This window comes from Nonomuraea sp. NPDC005650 (assembly GCF_040605375.1).
Classification (GTDB): Bacteria; Actinomycetota; Actinomycetes; order Streptosporangiales; family Streptosporangiaceae; genus Nonomuraea.
Genome location: NZ_JBEXCR010000014.1, coordinates 263,046 through 279,610, shown reverse-complemented (window position 1 = coordinate 279,610; position 16,565 = coordinate 263,046). Strand labels below are relative to the sequence as shown.

The 16,565-nt window shown below is 71.5% G+C and carries 17 protein-coding genes; 7 read left to right on the top strand and 10 right to left on the bottom strand.

Annotated elements, in window-relative coordinates:
- Positions 1 to 95: 95 nt before the first annotated feature.
- Together ABZS69_RS25450 and ABZS69_RS25445 are read right to left on the bottom strand one after the other, a co-directional pair.
- Positions 96 to 1,028, bottom strand: coding sequence for an SPFH domain-containing protein (locus ABZS69_RS25450; protein WP_355376845.1), 933 nt, complete (start codon positions 1,026 to 1,028; stop codon positions 96 to 98).
- Positions 1,029 to 1,095: 67 nt separating this feature from the next.
- Complete coding sequence (locus tag ABZS69_RS25445) at positions 1,096 to 2,430, bottom strand: MFS transporter (RefSeq protein WP_355376843.1); 1,335 nt, start codon at positions 2,428 to 2,430, stop codon at positions 1,096 to 1,098.
- A 93-nt stretch (positions 2,431 to 2,523) separates the two neighbouring features.
- On the opposite strand from ABZS69_RS25445, the gene ABZS69_RS25440 reads away from it, so the two are divergent.
- The 5 genes from ABZS69_RS25440 to ABZS69_RS25420 all read left to right on the top strand — a co-directional run bounded on the left by ABZS69_RS25440 (position 2,524) and on the right by ABZS69_RS25420 (position 6,244).
- Positions 2,524 to 3,198 (top strand): GntR family transcriptional regulator, encoded by a 675-nt coding sequence (locus tag ABZS69_RS25440; RefSeq protein ID WP_355376842.1) that lies wholly within the window; start codon positions 2,524 to 2,526, stop codon positions 3,196 to 3,198.
- Between the two features lie 10 nt (positions 3,199 to 3,208).
- On the top strand, positions 3,209 to 3,583 hold the full coding sequence (locus tag ABZS69_RS25435) for a DUF2203 domain-containing protein (protein ID WP_355376840.1): 375 nt from the start codon (positions 3,209 to 3,211) through the stop codon (positions 3,581 to 3,583).
- A gap of 79 nt (positions 3,584 to 3,662) precedes the next feature.
- The gene (locus tag ABZS69_RS25430) at positions 3,663 to 4,664 is read left to right on the top strand and encodes a hypothetical protein (protein WP_355376838.1); all 1,002 of its coding nucleotides are present in this window, start codon (positions 3,663 to 3,665) and stop codon (positions 4,662 to 4,664) included.
- 5 nt (positions 4,665 to 4,669) lie between these two features.
- On the top strand, positions 4,670 to 5,638 hold the full coding sequence (locus tag ABZS69_RS25425; protein WP_355376836.1) for a hypothetical protein: 969 nt from the start codon (positions 4,670 to 4,672) through the stop codon (positions 5,636 to 5,638).
- Positions 5,639 to 5,698: 60 nt separating this feature from the next.
- Positions 5,699 to 6,244 (top strand): CGNR zinc finger domain-containing protein, encoded by a 546-nt coding sequence (locus ABZS69_RS25420; RefSeq protein ID WP_355376834.1) that lies wholly within the window; start codon positions 5,699 to 5,701, stop codon positions 6,242 to 6,244.
- Here ABZS69_RS25420 and ABZS69_RS25415 read toward each other — a convergent pair.
- Both ABZS69_RS25415 and ABZS69_RS25410 read right to left on the bottom strand, forming a co-directional pair.
- Entirely contained in the window at positions 6,227 to 7,519 is a 1,293-nt protein-coding gene (locus ABZS69_RS25415) for an MFS transporter (protein WP_355376832.1), read from the bottom strand. The genes ABZS69_RS25420 and ABZS69_RS25415 overlap by 18 nt on opposite strands.
- Before the next feature lie 99 nt (positions 7,520 to 7,618).
- Positions 7,619 to 8,386, bottom strand: a complete 768-nt coding sequence (locus ABZS69_RS25410) for a VOC family protein (protein ID WP_355376830.1) — start codon at positions 8,384 to 8,386, stop codon at positions 7,619 to 7,621.
- Between the two features lie 170 nt (positions 8,387 to 8,556).
- Between ABZS69_RS25410 and ABZS69_RS25405 the strand changes: the two genes are divergently transcribed.
- A complete protein-coding gene (locus ABZS69_RS25405; protein WP_355376828.1) occupies positions 8,557 to 9,186 on the top strand; it encodes an alpha-ketoglutarate-dependent dioxygenase AlkB in 630 nt (209 codons plus the stop codon).
- A gap of 114 nt (positions 9,187 to 9,300) precedes the next feature.
- Here ABZS69_RS25405 and ABZS69_RS25400 read toward each other — a convergent pair whose 3' ends face one another.
- From ABZS69_RS25400 to ABZS69_RS25385, 4 genes are all read right to left on the bottom strand, one after another.
- A complete protein-coding gene (locus ABZS69_RS25400; RefSeq protein ID WP_355376826.1) occupies positions 9,301 to 10,359 on the bottom strand; it encodes an oxidoreductase in 1,059 nt (352 codons plus the stop codon).
- 159 nt (positions 10,360 to 10,518) lie between these two features.
- Entirely contained in the window at positions 10,519 to 11,400 is an 882-nt protein-coding gene (locus tag ABZS69_RS25395) for a D-alanyl-D-alanine carboxypeptidase family protein (protein ID WP_355376824.1), read from the bottom strand.
- A gap of 97 nt (positions 11,401 to 11,497) precedes the next feature.
- Positions 11,498 to 12,688 carry a glycosyltransferase family 4 protein gene (locus tag ABZS69_RS25390; RefSeq protein ID WP_355376822.1) on the bottom strand — a complete coding sequence of 397 codons (1,191 nt, stop codon included), beginning with the start codon at positions 12,686 to 12,688 and terminating at the stop codon, positions 11,498 to 11,500.
- Positions 12,685 to 13,530, bottom strand: a complete 846-nt coding sequence (locus ABZS69_RS25385) for a sulfotransferase (protein WP_355376820.1) — start codon at positions 13,528 to 13,530, stop codon at positions 12,685 to 12,687. Before ABZS69_RS25385 ends, ABZS69_RS25390 begins: the two co-directional genes overlap by 4 nt.
- An 89-nt stretch (positions 13,531 to 13,619) precedes the next feature.
- On the opposite strand from ABZS69_RS25385, the gene ABZS69_RS25380 reads away from it, so the two are divergent.
- Complete coding sequence (locus ABZS69_RS25380) at positions 13,620 to 14,792, top strand: hypothetical protein (RefSeq protein ID WP_355376818.1); 1,173 nt, start codon at positions 13,620 to 13,622, stop codon at positions 14,790 to 14,792.
- Here ABZS69_RS25380 and ABZS69_RS25375 read toward each other — a convergent pair.
- Complete coding sequence (locus ABZS69_RS25375) at positions 14,786 to 15,619, bottom strand: carbohydrate ABC transporter permease (protein ID WP_355376817.1); 834 nt, start codon at positions 15,617 to 15,619, stop codon at positions 14,786 to 14,788. The two genes, ABZS69_RS25380 and ABZS69_RS25375, sit on opposite strands and share 7 nt — an antisense overlap.
- The gene (locus tag ABZS69_RS25370) at positions 15,616 to 16,536 is read right to left on the bottom strand and encodes a sugar ABC transporter permease (RefSeq protein WP_355376815.1); all 921 of its coding nucleotides are present in this window, start codon (positions 16,534 to 16,536) and stop codon (positions 15,616 to 15,618) included. The genes ABZS69_RS25375 and ABZS69_RS25370 overlap by 4 nt, the downstream gene beginning before the upstream one ends.
- Between the last annotated feature and the right edge of the window lie 29 nt (positions 16,537 to 16,565).

Below are 16,565 nucleotides of genomic sequence, written 5' to 3'. Positions count from 1 at the left end.
AGTTTATGCGTCTTGGGTGGAGGTTGTTCTGTGAATAGGTGGCGATTCCGTCACAACCCAGACTCTCTGCGCAAAACGAGTCAACCACCCCCTGACTACCGTGACGGCACCACGACAGACTGTGGATTTCCGGGGGCGTACACGGTGATGCCCTGCGGCAGCGATTTGAGCTTGTCGATCTCCGCGCACGCCGGGCATTTGTCGTAACCGTCCTGCCTGGCCTCGTTCGCCTCCGCCTCCGCCTTGGCCTGGGCGACCTTCGCCTCGGCCTCGGAGACGGCCGCCGTGGCGGCCAGCGAGCGGTCCACGGCCTGCTGCACCTCACCCGGCAGCGTCACCTTGGCCAGCGTGAAGCGCAGCCCGGTGAGGAAGTCGCCGCCGAGCGTGGCCGGCAGGTCGCGGGCCAGCGAGGCGTTGACCGCGTTCTGGACCTTGATGATGTTGGCGTTGCTGTCCTTCGGCCTGAGCGTGGAGCTCTCCAGCAGCGAGCACGACGGCACGAGCTCGGCGCAGCGCATGGCGCCGATCTGGCCGCGCAGCGCGTTGTCGATCACGGGCCGGACGGCCTGGCCGAAGAACGCGGACCAGCCGTCGTCGCCGTCCCACGCGTAGAGCGAGCGGTCGTCCTGGGCGCGGAAGGTGCGGGTGCCGTACTTGTCGTCGAACGTCTTCAGCGTCCCGTGGTCCAGGTTGAGCGTGAAGTAGAGGGTGCCTTCGATGCCGAGGTTCACGCCGTCGCTGCTGGGCACCGTCACCACGTCCACGCCGAGCGTCGTGGCCCGCTTGGGGTCGGCGGTGATCGTGTAGAAGCGCTGCTGCGCCGGGTAGAGGTGCGTGGACGACCACATGCCGGTCCAGGTCAGGCCGGAGCCGGGGTCGATCACCTGGCGCACCTTGTTGTCGTCGAGGGGGCCGCCGTCTCGGATGACGGCCACCTCGCCGCCGCCCGTGCGCTCCAGGCCCCCCAGGCCCCCGATGAGCAGGGGGACGGCGATGAGCGCGGCGACGACGATCAGTGCGATTCTCACTCCGGTCCCTTCCGCGCGGGCGGCGTTGGCAGCCGCCGCCCGCGGCTTCTCGCGGCATTCGTCCGGCTCAGGCGAACGGTCCCACCTGGCCCGGGAGGGAGGCCTTGGCCTTGGGCTCCGGCTTGGCGGCCAGGTCGAGGTCGCGGGTCTCCGGGGCGATGGCCAGGCCCAGGGCCGTGACCGCCAGGGAGATCACCACGTAGATCGACACCGCGACCGTGGTCTTGTACGTGTCGAACAGGCTGAGGGCGATGATCGGGGCCAGGGCGCCGCCGACGATGCCGGCCAGCTGGTAGCCCATCGAGGCGCCGCTGTAGCGCAGCCGCGTGCTGAACAGCTCGGCGATGAAGGCCGCCTGCGGCCCGTACATGGCGGCGTGGGTGACGAGCGCGACGACGGCGGCCAGCGCGATCAGCGGGAACGACATGGTGTCCAGGAGCGGGAAGAACGCGAACGCCCACACCGCCGCGGCCACCACGCCCGCGAAGTAGACCGGCCGCCGCCCGAACCGGTCCGACAGCGCGCCGGCCAGCGGGATCAGCGCTAGCTGCAGCGCCGACCCGATCAGCACCGCGTTGAGCGCGTACGAACGCGGCAGCTTCAGCACCGTGGTGAGGTAGACGATGATGAACGCGGTGAACGTGTAGAAGGCCACGTCCACCCCGATCCGCGCGGTGAAGGCGGACAGCAGGGCCCGCGGGTGCGTGCGCAGCACTTCGAGCAGCGGCAGCTCCGCCTTGGCGCCCTGCTCCTCGACCTCGGCGAACAGTGGCGACTCGCTGACCCTCAGCCGCACCCACAGGCCCACGAACACCAGCACGCCCGACAGCAGGAACGGCACCCGCCAGCCCCACGACAGGAACGCCGCGTCGGAGAGCGTGAACGACAGGAGCGTGAGGAGCCCGGTGGCCAGCACGTACCCGGCGGGCACGCCGACCTGCGGCCAGCTCGCGTTGAAGCCGCGCCGCCGCCCGTCACCGTGCTCCAGGGACATGATCACCGCGCCGCCCCACTCGCCGCCGAGCCCCAGGCCCTGCACGAACCGGAGCGTCGCCAGCAGGATCGGCGCCAGCACGCCGACGCTCGCGTAGCCGGGCAGCACGCCGATGAGGAACGTCGAGACGCCCATCACCAGGAGCGTCACCACCAGCACGGTCTTGCGTCCCGCCCGGTCGCCGAAGTGGCCGAACACGATGCCGCCGAGCGGCCGGGCCACGAACGCCACGGCGTTGGTGGTCAGCGACGCCAGTGTCGCGTTGAACGGGTCGAGGGCGGGGAAGAACAGCTTGGGGAAGACCAGGGTCGCCGCCGTGGTGTAGAGGAAGAAGTCGTACCACTCCAGCGACGTTCCGATCAGGCTGGCGAGGATCACCCGCCGGGTCTGTTGCGCGGAGCCTGTCATTCGATCGCTCCTTGTTCGTCTAGGGGGTCCTCTTCAACATAAGAATCGTTGAACAATTCGACAAGAGGTTTGCTCCATGATTCGCTGTCAAATGTGGATAACGTGGTTGCCGATCTCTCTCAGGACCGTCCCCGGCTGGGCCGCAGCAGCACCGCGGAGCGGGTGGCCGACATCCTGCGCGACCGCATCAGCGAGGGCTTCTTCCGTCCGGGGCAGCGGCTGTCGGAGGAGGCGATCTCCGAGGGGCTCGGGGTCTCGCGCAACACGCTGCGCGAGGCGTTCCGGCTGCTCGGCCACGAGCGGCTGCTCGACCATCGGCTCAACAGGGGCGTGTTCGTCTGCCTCCCGTCCGCCGAGGACGTCGCCGACCTCTACCGCGTGCGCCGCGTGCTCGAAGGGGCGGCCGTACGGCGCGGCCCGGCCCCCGAGGCGCTGGCCGTGATCAAGGAGGCCGTGCTCGACGCCGAGCGCGCCGCCGAGCAGGACGACTGGCAGGGCGTCGGCACCGCCAACATCCGCTTCCACCAGGCGCTCGTCTCGCTGAACGAGAGCCCCAGGATCGACGAGGCCATGCGCCAGCTCCTGGCCGAGCTGCGGCTGGTCTTCCACGTGATGGAGAACCCGCGGGCCTTCCACGAGCCGTTCGTCGACCGCAACCGCACCCTGCTCGGGCTGCTGGAGTCGGGGAAGCCGGACAAGGCCGCCGCGTACCTCGACGACTACCTCGACCACGCCGAACGGCTGCTCATCGAGGCGTACGAGCCGTAACGTCTGGGGTATGGACCAGATCTTCACCGTTGCCGAGGCCCGCGAGCTGCTTCCCGGCGTCCTGGAGGACGCCCGCGAGCTGATCGCCGCCCGCGCCGACCTGGCCGAGATCGACTTCGACCGGCGGACCGAGGGGAGATCCCCGCTCGGCGGCCTCCCGGAGATCAAGGGGCTGCAGGCCCGCATCGAGGAGATCCTCAGCGGGTGGAGCGAGCGGGGCATCGAGGTCAAGGGCATCGCGCCGGTGCTGGTCGACTTTCCCGCCGTGATCGACGGAGTGTCGGTGCGGCTGTGCTGGATCGAGGGCGAGCGGGAGCTCGCCTGGTACCACCGGACGGAGCTGGGCTTCGCGGGCCGCCGCCCCCTGGGCCCCGGGCAGGACTGAGCCGTGGTCGTGGCCGATCTGTGACCAACCGCGCCCGGCAAGCGGGTGTCTAAACGGGGTGAGCGAAAGGATCACACCGATGAGGCATCCCTCAGCGACCGCGGCCCTGCTGGCGTCGGCGGTCATCGGCGGGCTGGGGCTCACACCCGGAGCCGCCCACGCCCAGTCAGACTCCCCGGTGGCCCAGGCCGCCTGGGTCAAGGCCTGCACCGACAAGAAGGACGACACCGACCACCCCTGCGGCCACTGGCAGCTGATCATGCGCGACGGCCGGAGGGTCGCCGTGCCCGGCGCGGCCATCTCGCAGGTCGACGCCAAGGGTCACGAGGTCCAGGACACCCTCACGTTCGCCATCAGCGCCGACGGCCGCGTGATGGCCTACGAGCGCAAGCGCGACCACCGCCTGGTCGTCCAGCCGGTCGCGGGCGGCCCGGCCAGGACGCTGCCCAAGGCGGCCGTGCCCAAGGGCGTCGGCACCTCCGACATCGGCGTCTACCTGTCTCCCAAGGGCGACACCGTCGTGATCGACTACGGCGACGAGCCCGTACGCCTGCCCGTCAAGGTGATCACGGTCGCGACCGGCAAGATCACGACGCTGCCCCGCGGGGAGCTGATGGCCGGGTTCAGCGGCGACGGCGACGAGGTGCTGACCAGGCGCAACCTGAGCGACAACACCGTCCGCCTGAGCGCCCACCGGCTCGGCGGCGGCTCGATCAAGCAGACGCCGCCCCAGCTCGTCGCGAACGCCCCCACCCTCGCCCTGGCCCCCGACGGCCGGACGGTGGCCGTGTTCACCGCGGGCAACGCCGACAAGAAGAAGCGGCCCACGGTGCGGACCTACGACCTGGAGACCGGGCAGCTGTCCGGCGGCGCGGACCTGCCGCTCGCGCCCGGCGTGCCGCCGTACCTCGCGTGGTGGAGCCCGGACGGCGTGCTCCACGGCACGGTGGAGAAGGACGAGGTCGGGGAGACGGCGGTGATACGGGAGCTCACCGTCGATCCCGAGTCCGGCGCGGTTCGGCAGACCGGCAGATACACGATCAGCAAGACCAGGTACGCCTACGTGAAGGCGGGGGAGTGAACGACATGAAGGCCAAGATCTTCGCGGTTCTCGCGGCGGCCGTGGTCGCGGTGCCGGGGGGCGTCGCTTACGCGGAGCCGCACGCGCATCAGGGGCACGACAGCATCCGCTACGCCTCCCTCAAGAGCTGCGGGAAGTCGGAGGAGGCCAAGCCGTGCGGCGACTGGCGGCTCGTCATGCACGACGGCGGGCAGAGCGCCCTGCGTGACGCCCAGACGGTCGCGCTCGACGCGAAGGGCAGGAAGCTCGAGTACGCGGCGGCGCCCATCGCGGTCAGCGGCAACGGGCAGCGGGTCGCGTACCTCACCAAGTCCGGCAGACTGGCCGTGCGCACGATCGGGGGCGGCGTCAAGCTGTTCGCCAAGGACGCGCTGCCCCGGGTGGACCAGAACACCTTCACCCTGCTCCTGTCCGACGACGGCGCCCGGCTGGCCGTCGTCATCGCCACCGAGAAGCCCCAGAGCACGCGCGTGTTCGACACCTCCAGCGGTGCCCGGCTCGGCTCCGTGCCGGGCAACCTGTCGGTGCTGGGCTTCAGCGGCGACGGGGACGAGGTGCTCACCAGCGACGACGGCGACGAGGGCGTCACCGACCTGGCCGTCTACAGCGACACGGGCGAGCAGCTCGTACACGGCACGCCGCCGCAGGTCGTGTCGTCGAACGCGCCGCAGGCGCTGTCCGCCGACGGCCGCACGATCGCGGCGGTCGTGGCAGGGAAGAAGCCGCAGCTCGTCCTGTACGACATGCAGGCCGACCAGGTCGTCGACCGCAAGAAGATCAAGCTGCCGGCCGGCGACGTCGACATGGTCGACTGGACGGGGGACACCCAGGTGACCCTCCACCTGGTCCAGTACCTGGACGGCGGCAACAAGATGACCATCGTCCAGATCGACACCGAGACGGGCGCGGTCAAGGTCCGGGACCGGTACCGGATGCTGAAGGACATGTTCGTCTTCGCGGCGTGCGGCGGCTGACGCGGGGCCGGGAAGGTCCGCAGGGCTTTCCCGGGCGCGCGCTGGCATAACCTTCTCGAGGTGGAGGTTCACTCGACCAAGGCGATGGCCGCCAGGGCCGTCGACCTGTGCGTGGCGCTGCTGTACGAACGGCCGTCCGTCGACTCGGTGTCGCGGGTCCTGCGCGACCACGGCGAGACCGGGGACCTCGACCTCGGCGAGGCGGATGTGACGGCGATGCGGGCGTCGGCGGAGCGGCTCCGCGAGGTCCTGGGCGCGGCCACCGCCGACGAGGCGGCCGACCTCCTCAACAGGGTGCTCGCCGGGTCGGCCCGGCCGCCCAGACTCACCAGCCACGGGGGCACGACGAGCTGGCACGTGCACGTCGACAGCGGGGACGACGCGCCGTGGGGGGAGTGGTTCCTGGCGTCGTCGGCGATGGCGCTGGCGGTGCTGCTCGCCGACCACCAGCGGATCCCCGGCGGGCTGTGCGCCGCGCGGGGCTGCGGGCGGCCGTACCTGGACTTCGGGGGCGGCAGCCCGCGGCGCTACTGCAGCACGCGCTGCGCCACCCGCGAACGCGTCGCCGCCCACCGCTCCCGCACCTCATCACCCACCACGGGCTGAGCCCTCGGCTGTATCGCGGCCCTCGGCTGTGAGCACGGCCACGGCGGCGGCCTGGAGCGCCGCACCCGCCAGCAGGGCCGAACTCGCCGAGTACGCCGCCAGCGGCCCGGCCAGCGCCGACCCGATCGCGAACGAGGTGATCTTCAGGCTGGCCCCGGTGGTGAACACCTGGCTGCGCAGGCGGGCCGGCGCCTCGCGGTGCCGTACCGAGAACAACGCGGTGAGCTGCGGCCCCACGCCAGCTCCCGCCACCACCGCGGCGACCGCCGCCGCCCAGAACGCCCCGGCCCCGGCCGCCAGCGCCATCCCCGTGCCGAGCAACGCCGTCCCCCAGACCAGGACGCGGTCCCACCGCCGCACCCGGCCCCACGCGGCGATCACCGCGTTCGCGACCAGCCCGGAGGCGGCGAGGACGGCCAGCAGCAGCGCGCCGTGGCCGCTCTCGCCGGTGAGCTCGGCGCCGAGGACGGGCGCGGACACGACCAGCATGGCCAGGCCGGAGCACGAGATCGCGGACCCGGCCGTCGCCCGCCGCAACGGCACGTTCCGCCCGATGACGGCGAACCCCTCGACCAACTCCGCCCAGACCCCATGACGGCTCCCGCCCACCCGAGATCCAGCGGGCGAATCGGGCGCGGCAGGGTGAGCACGTTCCGCGGTCGGTGAGCCGGGGTCGGCGGAGTGAGCACGTGTGGCGGTCGGTGAATCGGGGTCGGCGGCGGGGCGAGCACGTACGTCGGGCAGGCTCCAGGCGGCGGGTAGCGCGGCGACGAGCAGTCCGGCGCACACCAGCACCGTCGCGGTGCCTCCGCTCGCGGTCGCCACCACGCCCACCACGGCTGGGCCGACCAGCCCGGCCACGTTGTAGCTCATGGAGTCGAGCGCGTTGGCCCTGCTCAGGTGTTCGGGACCGGCCACCCGGGGCAGCTGCGCCGTCCAGCCGCCGGTGAGCGCGGGTCCCAGGAGCCCGGCCACGACCGCCACCCCGATCAGGGCCGCGTCCGGTACCCGGCCCAGCCCGTACAGGACCACCAGGAGCCCGGCCGTGTACCCGAGCAGGCAGCACGCGAGCAACCGCCCCGGTCGCCGCGCCCGGTCGAGGAGCACCCCGAGCAGCGGCCCTCCGGCCGCGGCCGAGACGGTCAGCCCGGCCAGCAGCCACGACGCCGTCAGGGGAGATCCGGTGACGGCCAGCCCGGCGACCAGGAGCGCGGGCCCGGACATCTCGTCTCCGGTGCGCGCGGCCACCGCACCGGCCATGTAACGGGCTAACATGACAAAGACGTTACAGCACGGTGCGGGGGTGGTGGCCGCGCGCACGAGAAGGCCCGGGCCGCGCGGCCCGGGCCTGCGGTGGGCTCAGCCCGTGCTGGTTCAGCCCGTGCTGGTGATGGCCGCGAAGCGGGCGCCGTGCGGGTCGATGAGGAAGGCCATGCGGCCGACCCCCTCCACGTCCGTCGCGGGAGCCTCCAGCGTGCCGCCGAGCCGCTGCGCCACGGCCGCCGTGGCGTCGCAGTCGGGCACCTCGAAGTACGGCAGCCAGTGCGGGGTGTCGCCGGGCTGGAGCTGGACGATCCCGGCAATAGCCGACGTCTCACCGCCTTCGGCGGGCGAGATGACGGGGTAGGACAGGTCACCCATCGGCATGTCCTCGATGCGCCAGCCGAAGACCGCCTGGTAGAAGGCCCGGATGGCGGCGGGGTCGGGGGTGTAGAGCTCGACCCAGCCGAGCGAACCCGGCTCGGTGACCAGGTCGAGGCCCTTGGTCCGGCCCGGCTGCCACGCCGCGAACACGGCCCCCGCGGGGTCGGCGAAGATCGCCATGCGGCCCTGGCCCTCGACGTCGCTGGGCGGGAAGAGCACCGTGCCGCCCGCCTGCTCGATCGTCTTGGCGATCACGTCGCAGTCGGGCACCTGGAAGTACGTCACCCACGCCGGGCGCCACTCGTCCCCCGTCACCTGGCTGATCCCGGCGACCGTCTTGCCGTCGACCTGGCAGAACCGGTAGTCCATGAACTCGGGGCCCAGCGTGCCGGACTGCCAGCCGAACAGCCCCGTGTAGAAGGCGTCCGCCGCCTCCGCGTCAGGGGTGTGAACCTCGATCCAGCAGGGGGCGCCCGGTAGGTAGTCGGTGGTGAGCATGGCCTGCTCCTTCGTGTGACGAAGCGATGGGTGGCCTCTTCACCTCGCGGTGCGGGCTGAGGGCGATGCCACTCGTATCCGGCGCTTGCCAGCCTCGCACGACCCGCCGGCAAAGGCGAGCCAACACCCCAGTCGAATGAATGTTTGAACAAAGGCATACACTCGACCGTATGACAGCCTCGTTCCAAGCATCTCTGCTCGGGCTCGGCGAGGAGCTCGGGGTCGGGCCGCTCGGCGACACGGTCCGCAGGACGCGCCTCGACCACGGCGCCTGGATCGACCTGCGGCCGGGCTGGCTCGCGGGCGCCGACACCCTGTTCGAGCGGCTGGCGGAGACGGTGCCTTGGCGGGCGGAGCGGCGGCGCATGTACGACCGGGTGGTGGACGTGCCGCGGCTGCTGAAGTTCTACGACGAGGGTGAGACCCTGCCTGACCCGGTGCTGGAGGACTGCCGGCGGGCCCTCGACGATCATTACGGGGAGGAGTTGGGGGAGCCGTTCCGCACGGCCGGGCTCTGCTTCTACCGCGACGGCCGCGACAGCGTGGCCTGGCACGGCGACACGATCGGGCGCGGGAGCACCGAGGACACCATGGTGGCGATCGTCTCGGTCGGCACGCCCCGCCCGCTCCTGCTCCGGCCGCGCGGGGGCGGGGCGTCCATCCGGCGGGACCTGGGGCATGGGGATCTGATCGTGATGGGCGGGAGCTGCCAGCGTACGTGGGAGCACGCGATCCCGAAGACATCCCGCCCCACGGGGCCCCGCATCAGCATCCAATTCCGCCCCCACGGCGTCCGCTGACCCGTCCGGCGCCGGCGCTGCCCGCGCTGTGGGCGGCGGCCGTCACCCGGGCCCGCGTCCGCTAACCACTCCTGCGGCGTGCACGTCGCGGGCGGAGGGTGCGGGGTGGGTGGGTCAGTGCAGGGTGAGGCGGGCGAGGCGGCCCTGTTCGCCGGCGGCCCAGCAGGTGAGGTCGCGGGTGCAGGACACCGTGTCGAACGAGCCGTTGTCGAAGGTCACCCAGGCGCGCCCGCCAGACCACGTCACGTCGCTGCCGGAAGGGCCCACGGCGATGGCCGCGGACGGCAGGTGGGGGAGCCAGGTCACCCCGGAGCGGTAGGCGGGCGGCGGGGTGGTGGCGGGTTGCCAGGTGGTGGCCCCGTCCCGGGTGAGGGCGCCCGCGCTGGGGGAGGGCTGGTCGGGGCGGTAGTCGCCGCCGACCGCGAGGCCGTGGTGGCGGTCGCGGAAGGCCAGGCCGAAGACGCCGCGCGCCGGGTCGCCCGCGGGGATCGGGGTGTCGGAAACCGTCCAGGTGCGCCCGCGGTCGCGCGAGTGGAACACCCGTGACCGCTCCGCCCCGCCACTGGCCAGCCAGGCGTCCCGGCCGCCCGCGGTGACCAGGCACTGCCCGCTCGCCGCGAACCCGGCCTCGCCCGGCAGCGCCTCCGGCATCCCGTCGGACGGCAGGACCCGCCAGCTCCGCCCGCCGTCGTCCGTGGCCAGGATTCGGAACCTACCGTCCACCGGGTCGCTCATGGCCAGCCCGTGCCGCCGGTCGAAGAAGGCCAGGCAGTCGTAGAACGCCCGGGGCTCGTCGTTCCTGAACGTCTCCGTCCACGTACGCCCGCCGTCCTCCGTCCGGTAGACGCGCGAGTCCGTGCCCTCGCCGATCGACAGCGCCACGGCCCCGCGCTCGTCGAACGCCTCGATGTCGCGGAACTGGAGCGCGGCGGTGTCGGGCGGGGAGACGTTCTGCCAGCTCCGCCCGCCGTCCACGGTTCTCAGCACGGTGCCGCCCGAGCCGGAGGCCCACACCACGTCCCGGCTGACGGGTGACAGGCCGCGCAGGCGCGCGGTCACCCCGGTCTCCTTGAGCTCCCAGCCGAGCTTGGGGGTCCCGGCGTGGGCGGGGGCCGGGGCGGCGAGTACGGCGGCGGCCGCTGACAGCGCACTCAACGCGATTCGAAGCTTCATGTCGGGCAAACTAGTCCAAAGGATCAACACCGTCCATGGTGTTCGCCCGGGCTCCGGATCAGGCCGGCGTCCCGACACCGGCCGCGGGTGGGAATGGGCCGGGTCAGGCCGGTGTGCCGGCACCGGCGGCGACAGGGCCGCCGGTGGGAACGGGCCGGGTCAGGCCGACTCGCGGGCCGCGCCCCACGACAGCAGGGCCTCGGCCGTGTCGAAACGGCGGCTGGAGACCGACTCGCCGAGCAGCACGCCCACCAGCGTGTGGCCGCGCTTCTCGCCCGCGAAGGCCAGCGTGAACCCGGCCGCCCGCGTGAACCCGGTCTTCAGCCCGATCGCGCCGGGCGTCCCGAGCAGCTTGTTGGTGTTGCGCCAGCTGTACGAGCCGTGCTCGGAGGTGGCGTCCAGCGTGTGGTAGCGGGTCCCGGCCACTTCCTTGATCAGCGGAACCTGCACCGCCTTGGCCGCCAGCACGCTCTGGTCGCGGGCGGTGGAGTAGCCGTCCCCGCGCGGCGTGGGCAGGCCGTCGGCGTTGACGTACTGGGTGTCCTTCATGCCCAGCTCGCGCGCCGTCGCGTTCATCTTGCCGACGAAGCCGCCGACGCCGGGCCCGTAGGTGCGGGCGAGCGCGTGGGCGGCGTCCGCGCCGGAGGGGAGCATCAGGCCGTACAGGAGCTCGCCGACGGTGAGGCGGTCGCCGGGCTGCAGGTCGGCGGTGGTGCCGCCGCCGTCCTCGGCGTAGCGGACGTCCGCCCGCTGGACCTGCACCACGTCCGTGGGCTTGGCGGTCTTCAGTACGACGTACGCGGTCATCATCTTGGTGACGCTGGCGATCGGGAGCCGGTCGTCGGCGTTCTTGCTGAACAGCGTCCTGCCGGACGAGGCGTCCATCAGGTAGGCGGCGCTGCCGTACACCGCGGGGGTGTCCTGCTGAACGGCGTGGACGGGCCCAGCGGTGGGAGTGGTGGCGTGTGCGGGTGCGGTGAGCCCCGTGACCAGGGCCAGGGCACCTGCCGCAGCGGTCAGGTGAGCTTTCCGGATACGCATCGCTCCAGATTGCCGCGCCCTTTGGGCTGCTTTTGCCGAAACGACCGACATTTCGTGACAAAGGGCGCGGAAAGCCCGCCTACGCCGAAGGAATCCGTCAGGTAAATCTTTTCCCGGATACCCAGAAGTTGTCGGCCACGCGCTCACCCGCCAGCAACTCCGAGAACAAATCCTCCCACAATGGCATCACCAATTCCGGCGCGTACGCACGCGACGCTTTGTGCGCGGCCTTCCCCATCCGCACCCGCAGCTCCCGGTCCCCGAGGACCTGGATCAGCGCGGCGGCCAGCGCGTCCACGTCCCGCGGCGGCACGAGCACGCCGTCCACCCCGTCAGTCAGCACGTCCCGGGGCCCGGTCGGGCAGTCGTAGGCCACCACGGGCAGCGCGTGCGTCATGGCCTCGATCATCACCATCGGCAGGCCCTCGAACCGCGAGCTCAGCGCGTACACGGACGCGGCCGCCAGCTCCTTGTCCAGCCGATCGGTACGCCCGAGCAGCGACACGTGCTCGCCCAGCCCGAACTCCTCGATGAGCCCCTCCAACTGGCCCTTGCGGGGCCCGGTGCCGAAGATGCGCAGCCGCCATTCGGGGTGCTCCCGCACCACCTGCGCGAAGGCCGGAATGAGCAGGTCGAACCCCTTCTGCGGCACCAGCCGCCCGGCCGCGACCACGATGGGATCGGCCTGTTGGGAACGTTCCTGGTCGGCCTGATGGACCGCGTTGGGGATCTGCACGATGGGGGTCGAGGGCAGCAGGCGCTGGTACTCCAGCCGGTTGGTCCGCGTCAGCACGGTGATCGCGTCGAACCGGTCGTAGTAGCGGGCGATCTCCTTGCGGATGGTGTCGGGGTACGCCGACAGGTTCATGTGCTCCTGGGCGACCTTGACGACGCCCTTGGCGGCGCGGCGGGCGGCGATCAGGTTCAGCGCGGGCCTGGTGGTCACGAGGATGCCGTCGCGCAGGCCGGAGACGTACTCCATCGCCGCCCACTCCACCCGCTCGGTGAAGTAGTCGGCCGCGAACTCGCCCCGCGGCACGAGCTTGCCGCGTACCTTGCGCCAGGCCCTGCGCCCGATCGTGTCCGGCTGCCTGCCGTCGCGCTGGTCCACCAGCGTGGTGATCCCGACCCGCGGGTCGAGCGCGAACTGCGGGGTGTCGCGCCGCCGCACCAGGCTGACCAGCCCGACGTCGTGGCCCGCGGCGGCCATCGCGTTGGCCTGGTTGACGACGGTGCGGATGGTCCCGCCCATGCCGTACGCGTGCAGCATGAGGTAGCGGATCTTCACGTCAGGTACCCCCAGGTCCGGCACATGGGTTTCAGCACGTCCGGGACCTGGTCCTCGGTGGGCAGCTCGCGCGCGGGTTGCACGCTGCCGGTCCGGATCTTGTCGCGCCAGTCCCCGAGGCCCTTCTCCAGGACGGACTGCTCGCCGTACGCGAGCATCCGCGGCTCCCACTCCAGGCCCAGGAACTCGCAGATCGCGCGGGTCGCCTTCTCCGGGTCGGCGCTCAGCTCCTCGTACTTGACGGTCAGGCCGGGCAGGGCGGACCTGGCCCGCTGCACGGCCTTCATGTACCGCAGCGCGTCCAGCGCGGCCTCCTCTGGGGTGCGTCTGTCGGGGCTGGCCTCGTGCCAGGACGCGGCGATCGAGGCGGGGTGGCGGAGCAGGAAGACGAAGCGCGCGTCGGGCCAGCAGGCCGCGATGCGCTGGTAGGCGAAGGCGTTCGCGGGTGTCTTGTCCACGATGAACCGTTTGCCGCTGCGGACCAGCTCACGGTGCAGGACGCGGTCCCACAGCAGATGCTCCAGGTCGGCCTGGTTGTGGCCGAGCGCCGACATCGCCTTGGCCGCCAGGTTCGTGTCGAACTGCACCCGGAGGCGGCGTACGTGCAGCTCATGGGGGGCGTGGAGGGCGGAGTGGGCGTTCAGAATCGCGCGCAGGAGCGTCGAGCCGGACCGCACGGGGGACAGGAGGAACACGGGGGCTTCGAGCAGCCGGTCGGTCACCGGATCCGCGGGCGGTCTGATCTCGGGAACGGGCTCGGGAGGAGCCGCTTTTCCTACACGTTCGATCTGGAATCCGGTGAACCTGACCAGCGCTTTGTTCATATTGCGCTGCCAGTTCATGCCGAGGCAGACTACCCACCCTTCCTGGCAATTCCCTGGCAACGGTAAACGGCGGACGTAATCCCATATTTGCCGCTACGCTCGCGCGAGTGGACGATCTCGATCGCGTTTCCTGGGCGAAGCTGAAGCACGCCTACGGCCGGGCCACGGACGTGCCCGGCCAGATTCGGTCGCTCGCGTCCGCGGACGAGGGCGAGCGCCAGAAAGCTTTGTCGGCGCTCTACGGCAACATTTTCCACCAGGGCACCCGCTTCTCGGCCACCCCGCACGCCGTGCCGTTCCTGGCCCGCCTGGCCGCCGACCCGGCCACGCCCGACCGCGAGCTGATCCTCGTGCTGCTCGCCTCACTGGCCCTCGGCTACGAGGAGGGCCACCTGCCGGAAGGGGTCGGCATCGCCCGGTGGCGCGAGGAGAGCGCGGCCGTGCAGTCAAGGAGCAAGGAGGAGGCCGACACCCACCTCCAGCAGTGGGTCGACGAGGCGTCGAACGAGGCCGTCCGCAGGGACCGGGCCTACGTCCGCCGGACGTACGACTACAGGCTGGAGCGTTCGCTCGACGCCGCCATGCTGGCCTCCTACGACGCCGTCAGGCAGAACCTGCCGCTCTCCCTCCTGACCGACCCGGATCCGCACGTCAGGACGTGCGCGGCGTACCTCGCGGGCTGGTTCCCCGAGGAGGCGGACACCGTCGGGCCCGCGCTGGCCGGCCTCGTCGAGGCCGACGCCGAGGCCGACGCCGACGCCGACCCGGTCCCGGTGGCGACGGCGATGTTCGCGCTCTCGCTGCTTCCCTGGCAGGCAGAAGCGATCGAGCGCGGTCTCGGCCACGCCGACGGCCTCGTACGCGACGCCGCCGCGCTGGCGCTGGTCAACCTGCACGGCGAGGACGCGCCCCGCCCGGCCCGCGACGGCGTCCTCAGGCTCCTCACCGCGACCGGCACCACCTCGCTCCCGTACGCCGAGGGGGACCTGTCCACGCTGGCCGCCCGCGTCGCCAAGCGCCGCCTGCCGGGGGAGGCTCCGGCCAGGGCCGAGGCCCTCATCGCCCGCCTGGCCGTCGCGGAGCCCCGGGACGTCTTCCCGATCGCGGGCGACCTCCTGGAGGCCGTCGAGGACGCGCCGGAGCTACGGCGGAGCGCACTCACGGCCATCGCGGACCTGGGCGACGAGGCGTGGAGCTGGCTCAACCTCAAGGAGGTCCTGCGGGCCCACGGCGTCCCGGACGACCGGGACGCCCTGAGAGAGCATCTGCGGGATCACTGACCGGCCAGGCCCGTGTGGGCCACGCCGCGGACGATCTGCCGCTGGAAGAGCACGAACACCACCAGCAGCGGCAGCCCGGCCAGCACGACCGAGGCCATGATCTGCGCGTACCGCAGCCCGAAGGTCCCCTGCACCACGTTGGCCAGGCCGACGGGCAGCGTCATCGTGTTCGGGTCGGTGGAGACCAGGAACGGCCAGAGGAAGTTGTTCCAGGTCGTGATGAACGTGAAGATCGACACGGCGGCCAGCACGGGACGCGACAGCGGCAGCACGATCGTGAAGAACACCCGCCAGCGCCCGGCCCCGTCCACGAAGGCCGCCTGTTCCAGCTCCGGCGGCACGTCCTGGAAGAACTTGAACAGCACGTACACGATCAGCGGCGCCGCCACCTGCGGCAGGATGATCGCCCACCAGGTGTCGACCAGCCCGAGCGCCACCATCTCCGCGAACAGCGGCGCGATCAGCACGTGCGGCGGCACCATGATCCCGGCCAGGACCACCGCCAGCAGCGCCCGCTGCCCCTTGAACTGGGTGCGCGCGAACCCGTACGCCGCCATCGCCGAGAACAGCACGGTCAGGAACGTGACGATCACCGCGGTGACGGTCGAGTTGATCGCCCACTTGACGATGCCGCCGGTCCCCAGCACCAGCCGGTACGAGTCCAGGGTGATCTCGCTGCCGAACCACTGCAGCGGGACCTTCGTGGTCTCGGTCTCCGGCTTGAGTGAGGTGGCGATCGCCCAGGCGATGGGCGCGAGCCAGACGACCGCCAGCGCCAGGGCGACCACCAGCAGGACGAGCTGGCTGAAGCTGAACCGCTTGGTCATGACGAGACCTCCGCCCGCTTGCGGAACAGCCGCAGCTGACCCAGGGACACGATGACGATCAGGACGAAGAGGATGTACGAGATGGCCGAGGCGTAGCCGGTGCGGTAACCGGTGAAGCCGACGTCGTAGGCGTACTCGATGATCGGCCTGGTGGAGTCCTGCGGCCCGCCGGCGGTCATCAGGTAGATCTGGTCGAACACCTTCAGCGACGCCAGCAACTGCAGCACCACGATGAGCGCGGTCGTGCGGCCGAGCAGCGGCAGGGTGATCGAGCGCAGCCGGTCCCACGCCGAGGCGCCGTCGATCGCGGCGGCCTCGTACAGGTGCTGCGGGATCGACTGTAGCGCGGCCAGATAGAGCAGGAAGTTGAAGCCGACCGTCCACCAGACCGTGGTCAGCACCATCGACCACATGGCGACCGACGGGTCGCCCAGCCACAGCGTCTTGGTGCCGAGCGTGCCGTTGAGCAGGCCGTAGTCGGGCGGGTAGATCATCTGCAGCCACAGCAGCGACACGACGGCGGACGGCAGCAGGAACGGCCCGAAGAACGACAGCCGCCACAGCCACTGCACGAACCGCAGGTGGTGCACCAGCAGCGCGAAACCGAGGCCGAGCAGCACCAGCGGGATCGTGCTCAGCACGGTGAAGACCAGCGTGTTCCACAGCGAGCGCCACATGCGCGGGTCGGCGAACGCCTCGGCGTAGTTGGCGAACCCGACCAGATGGTTGTTGCCGCCCGCGATGTTCACGCTCGACAGGCTCATCCGGAAGCCGAGCACCGTCGGCCAGACCAGGAAGGCCACGTAGATCAGCAGGAACGGCGCCACGAACAGCAGCCCGTGCTGCGTCCAGCCGCGCCGGACCTTCACCTTGGCGACGGGGGCGGCGGTCGCGGGGGCCGCGACGGTGGCGGTCATGAGCCCTCCTTCGTCGGTCTCATGACCAA

Bases quoted from the DNA above. Each gene is read 5' to 3' on its own strand.
- ABZS69_RS25415 (WP_355376832.1), bottom strand. From the start codon at position 7,519: ATGTTAGCCCGTTACATGGCCGGTGCGGTGGCCGCGCGCACCGGAGAC.
- ABZS69_RS25445 (WP_355376843.1), bottom strand. From the start codon at position 2,430: ATGACAGGCTCCGCGCAACAGACCCGGCGGGTGATCCTCGCCAGCCTG.
- ABZS69_RS25410 (WP_355376830.1), bottom strand. From the start codon at position 8,386: ATGCTCACCACCGACTACCTACCGGGCGCCCCCTGCTGGATCGAGGTT.
- ABZS69_RS25425 (WP_355376836.1), top strand. From the start codon at position 4,670: ATGAAGGCCAAGATCTTCGCGGTTCTCGCGGCGGCCGTGGTCGCGGTG.
- ABZS69_RS25400 (WP_355376826.1), bottom strand. From the start codon at position 10,359: ATGAAGCTTCGAATCGCGTTGAGTGCGCTGTCAGCGGCCGCCGCCGTA.
- ABZS69_RS25385 (WP_355376820.1), bottom strand. From the start codon at position 13,530: ATGAACTGGCAGCGCAATATGAACAAAGCGCTGGTCAGGTTCACCGGA.
- ABZS69_RS25375 (WP_355376817.1), bottom strand. From the start codon at position 15,619: ATGACCAAGCGGTTCAGCTTCAGCCAGCTCGTCCTGCTGGTGGTCGCC.
- ABZS69_RS25430 (WP_355376838.1), top strand. From the start codon at position 3,663: ATGAGGCATCCCTCAGCGACCGCGGCCCTGCTGGCGTCGGCGGTCATC.
- ABZS69_RS25395 (WP_355376824.1), bottom strand. From the start codon at position 11,400: ATGCGTATCCGGAAAGCTCACCTGACCGCTGCGGCAGGTGCCCTGGCC.
- ABZS69_RS25405 (WP_355376828.1), top strand. From the start codon at position 8,557: ATGACAGCCTCGTTCCAAGCATCTCTGCTCGGGCTCGGCGAGGAGCTC.
- ABZS69_RS25435 (WP_355376840.1), top strand. From the start codon at position 3,209: ATGGACCAGATCTTCACCGTTGCCGAGGCCCGCGAGCTGCTTCCCGGC.
- ABZS69_RS25370 (WP_355376815.1), bottom strand. From the start codon at position 16,536: ATGACCGCCACCGTCGCGGCCCCCGCGACCGCCGCCCCCGTCGCCAAG.